The sequence below is a fragment of the Levilactobacillus namurensis DSM 19117 genome (genome assembly GCF_001434785.1).
Lineage (GTDB): Bacteria > Bacillota > Bacilli > Lactobacillales > Lactobacillaceae > Levilactobacillus > Levilactobacillus namurensis.
The window spans coordinates 1-263 of sequence record NZ_AZDT01000048.1 but is presented as its reverse complement, the minus strand read 5'-3'; the positions used below and the strand labels follow the sequence as shown (position 1 = coordinate 263).

The window sequence follows — 263 nt, the reverse complement described above, 5'->3', positions numbered from 1 at the left end:
ATCTCTTTAGATGCATTGGGGTTTAATGAACTGAAACACGTCGTGCTTCAGTTCGGTGGGAAAGTGGAAATCGTCTTTGAAGCGACTGGCGTTTACTCCCGGCGCTTAGAGTATTTCCTTCAACAAGAAGGTTTGAATTACCACATTTTAAACCCACTGACGGCTAAGAATCGTATCACTACTGGATCACGATTAAGAAAGAACGACGAACGTGATGCTCGACGTTTAGCAATTACCGAGTTTACAGAACAACTAGAACCATA

General features: G+C 42.6%; 1 protein-coding gene. It reads left to right on the top strand.

Annotated features, from left to right (window positions below; translation table 11 throughout):
* Positions 1-263: IS110 family transposase (locus FD30_RS07510; RefSeq protein ID WP_162255432.1), on the top strand; the 263-nt coding region annotated here is incomplete at both ends.